General features: G+C 57.2%; 6 protein-coding genes. All 6 read right to left on the reverse strand.

Annotated features, from left to right (window positions below; genetic code table 11):
• On the reverse strand, window positions 1-1,531 hold a 1,531-nt coding region (locus tag AUQ42_RS08930; protein WP_231856720.1), incomplete at its 3' end, for an MASE1 domain-containing protein.
• A 207-nt stretch (window positions 1,532-1,738) separates the two neighbouring features.
• Window positions 1,739-2,359: a helix-turn-helix transcriptional regulator gene (locus tag AUQ42_RS08935; protein WP_068518747.1), complete on the reverse strand. Its 621-nt coding sequence runs from the start codon at window positions 2,357-2,359 to the stop codon at window positions 1,739-1,741.
• 69 nt (window positions 2,360-2,428) lie between these two features.
• A complete protein-coding gene (locus AUQ42_RS08940) occupies window positions 2,429-3,739 on the reverse strand; it encodes a four-carbon acid sugar kinase family protein (RefSeq protein ID WP_068518748.1) in 1,311 nt (436 codons plus the stop codon).
• 2 nt (window positions 3,740-3,741) lie between these two features.
• Window positions 3,742-5,013: a ribulose-bisphosphate carboxylase large subunit family protein gene (locus tag AUQ42_RS08945; RefSeq protein ID WP_068518749.1), complete on the reverse strand. Its 1,272-nt coding sequence runs from the start codon at window positions 5,011-5,013 to the stop codon at window positions 3,742-3,744.
• 3 nt (window positions 5,014-5,016) lie between these two features.
• Window positions 5,017-5,556, reverse strand: a complete 540-nt coding sequence (locus AUQ42_RS08950; protein ID WP_068518750.1) for a VOC family protein — start codon at window positions 5,554-5,556, stop codon at window positions 5,017-5,019.
• A gap of 10 nt (window positions 5,557-5,566) precedes the next feature.
• Window positions 5,567-6,395, reverse strand: an 829-nt coding sequence (locus AUQ42_RS08955) for a TRAP transporter large permease (RefSeq protein ID WP_156480862.1), incomplete at its 5' end; no start/stop codon positions are given.

Below are 6,395 nucleotides of genomic sequence, written 5' to 3' on the forward strand. Positions count from 1 at the left end.
GGCGGTTTTCCACCGACAGGAATGCAAGCGATGTGACAACCGCCGATGATGATTGCACCAGCCGGACCGGCTCGGTCAGGGTGACATTGCCGGTATGAAGGGCGGTTTCAAGCGCGCGCCGGCGGGTCGGTTCGCTGGCAAGATCAAACCCGACGGCCGCCTCGTTGCCCGAACGCGGAAAAACAAAAAATACCGGATAGTAACCGTCGCGCTGTGCGGCAGGTTGCATTTCGCCATCAACTTTTTCGCGAATGGCAAAGTTTTCAACCCCGCGCAGTGCCGCGTTTTCTTCGATCAGGGCACGTGCCCGTCCTTCGATAAACGGCGCCCATTCAAGGGCGGCAACACCCGGACGGCGATTGATCCAGGGCGCGATCATCGCATCAAAGGTATTGGCAGACACACTGCCATGCACATCAAACAGCGTCTTGACCGCAATCAGCGCATCGGTCGCGCGGCCCAGTTCCTCGCGCAGGGATGCTTCAAATGCCAGACGGTATTGTTCGGTGGAAATGCGATCGGCTGTGACAAGCTGGTTATAGGTGTACCAGGATGCCAGACCCGAAACGCCAAAACCGATCACCCCGATCACCACCGACAGGGTGCGGCGCATGCGATGCACATCATCAGACAGCCGCCCGTCACGGGCCCGGGTGGTGACCGATGATATCCGTTCCATCCCCCCGGCAAGGAACAGGGTGCCAACCGAGATTGCAATCACATAGCCATACAGATTGCGCAGCCCGGCATTGATGCCCACCGTGGCAAAGGTGTTGTTGCCCAAGGCGGCAAAAACGATGATATCTGCCACAATGATCGCATTGATCAATGTCGCGCCCAGCAACCCGAACCGGGTCGCACCCCAGATGACAAAGGGCAGGGAGACAAAGATAAACAGAAATTCCGGCTTGGAAATCAGCGGCGTGGTCTGAACCGCAGAGGCAATGACAATGGACGCGATACAGATCAGCGCCAATTCCCCGTATTGCGACATTGAGCGTGGCGATGTCCGCCACTGCATCAAACGCATGACAAGTGGCCCGACAACAATCGCCCCAACCAGATCGCCCAGGAACCAGCCCTGCCAGATATCGGTGAATTTGTTGAAATCGCCAATGACCACAAGGCTGAGCGATGTGGTGCCAAACAATGCCGACAAGGCCGGGCTGCACAGCCCGCCAACCACAAGGAACACCACCATCTTGCGGAATTGGTCAAGCGGATAGTTGCCGCAAATCTGGCGAATAATCAGCGCCGGACCAAGGGCGGCAAGCGTATTGCCCGCGGCAATCAGAATTGAAACGGTCACTGACGGCGACGTTGCCAGATTGACCAGAAGGGCACCGATAAACACCGCAGGCGCATAGCGCCAGCCCCAGACAATCAATGCGGCAAGCGCAATGCCCGATGGCGGCCAGACAAGCGTGACACTGCTGCCAAAGAATGGCAGTTGCAAACCGGCATAGCCTGTCAGGAAATAGCCAAGTGCAATCACCAAGGTGCGTAAAATATACTGGCGTTGCAGCGTCAAACGATGTTCCTTTTCCCCATAAGGGGCACGTATGTGTGCCTTTTGCCATAATGTAAGGACGTGCAACGCGAATTTGAAGACGACCTTTGTGTAATCAAAGGTCTTTTTCCTGCAACCATGTGGTGCGGATCACGCAAAAGCGACCAAACCGGGCGTTTGACGTGACCCCGCCAAACATCCGGCATGAACATATCGGGAAAGCCGGTTTTACTGGCTGCACCACAAAACACGCGCCACCCAGTCAATCTGATCAGCCGGGACAAAGCGGTCTTCATAGGCGGGATTGAATGATTTCAACTCAACGCCAAGTGCGCCGCGCCGTACCAGTTCCTTGGCCATGACTTCGCCTTCGATCGTTTTGACAACCACGCGGTCATGGGGGCGGATATTTGATGCCGGGCTGACAATGATCAGATCGCCGTCACGGAAAACCGGGGCCATTGAATCACCTGAAATGCGAAGGCCATAGGCCGTCGGATCATGCAGGGCCGGAAAGGTGATATCTTCCCATGATCCGCCAACCGGATAACCGGCATCGTCAAAAAATCCCTGATTGCCGGCCTGGGCAAAGCCGATTACCGGAATGCGTCCGGCCCCGTTACCATCGACCAGTTCGGAAAATTCGCGAAAACTGACATCGGTGACCGACAGCACCTTGGAAATGCTTTCGGTCGAAGGCCAGCGCGCCTTGCCTTGCGATGTGGTGCGTTTGGACCGGTTGAATGTGGTCGGGTCAAGCTGCGCCAGTCGCGCCAGTCCCGACGGCGTCAAACCGTGGTCTTCGGCAATCTGGTCAAGGGCGGCCCATATTTGTTGATGTCGGATCATGGCCCATCCTAACAGGGGATCAGCATCGCGTCGAAGGAATTTATTCCTGATTTCACGGGCGTTTCGCGGCTAGGCGCGGGCGGTGGCAAGACCGGCGACATTATCAAAAAGACCGGGTTTTCCCATCTGTCCGCCTTTGAGCAGCATGGGCAGCTGATCAAGGTTTTTCTGATTGGCATGGGCGCGGATGATCGGTGCACCGGCATCGAAATCAGCCACAAAGGACAGGCTTTCAATACCCAGTGCCTGTACCGCCAGGCTTGATGTATCGCCCCCGGCAATCAGCAAGAAACCCAGCGATACCGACCGGCTGATATCGGCGATGAATTGTGCGCTGGCACGGGCAAGATTATGGCTGCTGATCTGGTGGTTGCGATCATCGGACACCGCAAACAGAAGGTTCTTGCCAGCTTCCAGGATCGACAGGCAGTCGGTCCGGGCGCGATTGCGGGCATCGCGGTCCCCAAGATCGGATGGCGATATTTCAATCTTTTCATATCTGGTGGCCAAAGCGACCTGTTCAGCGGTCAGGGGCGATCGGCTTCCGGCAAAGGCAAAGACCGGGCCATCGCGACGAAGCGCCCGTGGCGACGGGGGTGTCGGGGCAAAGGACGGGAAAAGAGCCTGTGCGACACTGCTTGCACCAATGCACAGGATGACCTCGGACCGGGCGATGTCACGCAGGGCTTCGCCAATGGTCAAAAGATCGTTTTCAGTGGTGACATCAAACAGGGTTTCGGTTTCCCCGTCGGCGATGCGGCGTCTGATTTCGGCAATCAAGGCCACGCGCCCCTGCGCGATGATGGTGAAATCAATCAGCCCGACTTTTGCCCAGCCCTGACCGGCAAGATGGCGTGGCAAATCGGCTTCGCGCATCGGGGTGACCGGGTGGTTCGCCATCACCGGATGGCGGTCGATGCGGTGGATTTGCCCCGATCCCATGGCGGCAAACAGATTGCCCAAAAAACAAAAGCGTCTGAGTGACGGCTGCCCGCCAATGATCGCCTTCCAGCGCGCCCCGACCGATTGCGCATAGCGATCGGCAACAGCCGCGATATTGCCGGTTTCGGGCGCACTGTCAAAGGTCGAGCAGATCTTGAAATGATAGAGGCCGCAATCGGCTTTTGCCAGCTGACCTGCAAGTTCGCCGATGGTGGCAACGCCGTCTTCGACCCCCATAGCACGAAGCGACGTTGCAACACCAAAGGCATCAAGGCTGTCCGGGTCAGAACCCGACGACCCGTGACCATCATCGTTTTTATGGTCCGACATATCGGGCGCATTCAGATACAGACGCGCGGAAAGCCCTCCACGGGCAAGTGTTGCCAGCGTATCGGACGCCCCGGTAAAATCATCGGCACAGAAAACGAGTTTGGTCATTGTCAGCCTCGTGCCCCGTAAAATGCCAGTGCTTCTGACAGGGCCGGATTGGTTTTGGCATGTTGTTCAAGGCTGATACCGGCTTCGCAGGCTTCCCATGCCTGACGCAGGCTGGTGATGCCCGCGGCCGGGCCGGACGGATGGGCAAGGATGCCGCCGCCGGCCAGGAACATGAAATCGGCCGACCCGACGGCCTTGTATGTGGCTGGAACGGTGCCAGCCCACTGGCCCGATGAAAAGACCGGAAGAACACGGTCTTCATCGCCGTTGCCAGCGGCAAGCGGTTCGCCGCACAACTGGGCCGAAGATGCGACTTCACTGTCCTCGTCACAGAATTTGCCTCCCATGCCATGGACATGCATGTGATCCATCCCGGTCAGACGATACAGCGTCTGATAGGCCGGAAACGCCATGCCGATCATCGGATGACGCGATAATGCGCCAAACCCGTTGCGATGCCCATGCAGGACAAGGCTTGTCGATTTGCGAAGGGTCTGAAGGGCCGAAAGACCCGCCCAGTTCATGCTGACCATGGCGCATGATCCGCCTTCTTTTTCAATCAGGTCGGCATGGCGGCGCATGGCATCGGTTTCATCGGTGATGTTAAAGGCAATCATCACATCGCGACCGGTACGGTCCCGATACCGGCGCACCCGGTCCATGACGGCGGGAATGCGTTCCGCAAGCGGGGCCGATGCCGGATTGGCGCAAACTTCGTCATCCTTGATGAAATCCACACCGGCTTCGCAAAGCTGATCGACCAGATTGGCGATATCGTCACTGCGCAGGCCGACATTCGGCTTGATGATGGTGCCAAAGAACGGGCGATCCAGTACATTCATGCGATCGCGCGTGCCCTTGGTCCCGGCAACCGGATAGTCATAAAGATCGCGATAGGCCTTGGGCACCGTGACATCAATCAGCTTAAGCCCGGTAACTTCGCCCAGATCATAAAGATTGCCCGACACCGTTGCTGCCAGTGTCGCAAGGTTATGACCGATATTGCCAGTCGGGAACCCAATGCGGATTTCAGCGCGGCGATACGGGCCGGTGACGCCACGTTCTGCCAGATAGGCGCTATGCAGGCTGGGATGATTGACCGGGGTCAGTTCGCGGATCGACAACACGCGTGCCGCACAGCGTTCGCGCAATTCATCGGTTTCACCAGCCACGCGTACGAATGTCCCGCTGCTTTGTTCGCCAGCCATGATGGTGGCGATCTTTTCAGGGTCCATCGGCGTTTCGATAAGATAGCGGGCTTCGATCAAATCCATGGCTCAGATTTCCGAAAGCGACGGGAAAGGACGGATCGGATCGGAACCATCCCAGTCAATCGAGGCTTCGTAGATCGACTTGAACAGGCGGCCTTTCGGGCCGACCACTTCGGACAGTTCGATCACGGTGCCCGGATGCATTTCCTTGTCGAAATAGACAAAGCGACCATTGTCACCGACCTTGCCGCTCATTTTGACGTTGAAGCCCTTGCTTTCCATCAGGGCAAGGTCGTCATCAAACTTTTCGGTCCAGTAGGCGACATGTTGCAGACCGGTGTGACCGGCTTGCAGGAAGTCGCGATACATTGACGGTGCGTCATTGCGGGTCTGGATCAGTTCGACCTGAACATAGCCGGAATTGGCAAGCGCGACCGAGTTGTGCACGTCATAGGACTTGCCGTCATACTGATAATCTTCGATCGGCACGCGCGGGTTATAATACCAGGGGCCGACACCCATGGTCGTCGACCAATATTCCATGGCCGCTTCGATATCGGGTACGACATAACCGAGCTGGCGAATTTCGCCGAGAAATCTGCTCATGTTTCCTCACTTAATCCAGAAGGTTGGGCAACCACACAGAGATTGCCGGTATGCAGGTCACTGCGAGCAGCGACAAAAACAGCGGTAACAGGAAGGGCAGGGCACCCCGGATCACCCGGTGCAGCGGCATCTTGGCGATGATGCTGACCATATAAAGGCTCATGCCGACCGGCGGGGTCAGAAGCCCGATCATCAGGTTGAGAACGAACACAATGCCCAGCTGAAGCGGATCAACACCGGCGGCCGTCATGGCAGGTGTTATGATCGGTGCAATGATCAGGATGGCGGCAATCGATTCCAGGAACATGCCGACCACCAGCAACAACACATTGACGATCAAAAGCAAAACCAGCGGATCACTTGACAGGCCGAGCAGGAATTCGCTTGCCGTCGCGGGCAGGCGGTCCATGGTCAGAACCCAGGCAAACAGGGCCGCAGTGGCAACAATAAACAGAACATTGCCCGTGGCATCGACACTGTCGCGTGCTGCGGTCAGAACCCGTTTGAGATCAAGCTGGCCATAGATGAATTTGCCGATCAAAAGCGCATAGGCCACCGTCACACCGGCAACTTCGGTCGGGCCGAAATAGCCCGATACCAGACCGCCGATCAACAGAACCGGGGCGGCAAGGGCGGGCAGCGAAATCACGAATTTGCGCGCAAAGGCGGCAATGTTGAATTTGACCTCGTCACGCGGCAGCTTGTAGATGCGCGCCATGACCGCAACCTGCGCCATCAAAAGAATGGTGATCAGAACGGCGGGCACGATCCCGGCGATCAGCAGCTTGACCGCCGATACGTTGGAAACGGATGCAAAGATAATGATCGGAATGCTGGGC

It is taken from the genome of Thalassospira sp. MCCC 1A02491, assembly GCF_001613785.1.
GTDB classification, from domain to species: domain Bacteria; phylum Pseudomonadota; class Alphaproteobacteria; order Rhodospirillales; family Thalassospiraceae; genus Thalassospira; species Thalassospira povalilytica.

Bases quoted from the DNA above. Each gene is read 5' to 3' on its own strand.
- AUQ42_RS08950 (WP_068518750.1), bottom strand. From the start codon at position 5,556: ATGAGCAGATTTCTCGGCGAAATTCGCCAGCTCGGTTATGTCGTACCC.
- AUQ42_RS08935 (WP_068518747.1), bottom strand. From the start codon at position 2,359: ATGATCCGACATCAACAAATATGGGCCGCCCTTGACCAGATTGCCGAA.
- AUQ42_RS08945 (WP_068518749.1), bottom strand. From the start codon at position 5,013: ATGGATTTGATCGAAGCCCGCTATCTTATCGAAACGCCGATGGACCCT.
- AUQ42_RS08940 (WP_068518748.1), bottom strand. From the start codon at position 3,739: ATGACCAAACTCGTTTTCTGTGCCGATGATTTTACCGGGGCGTCCGAT.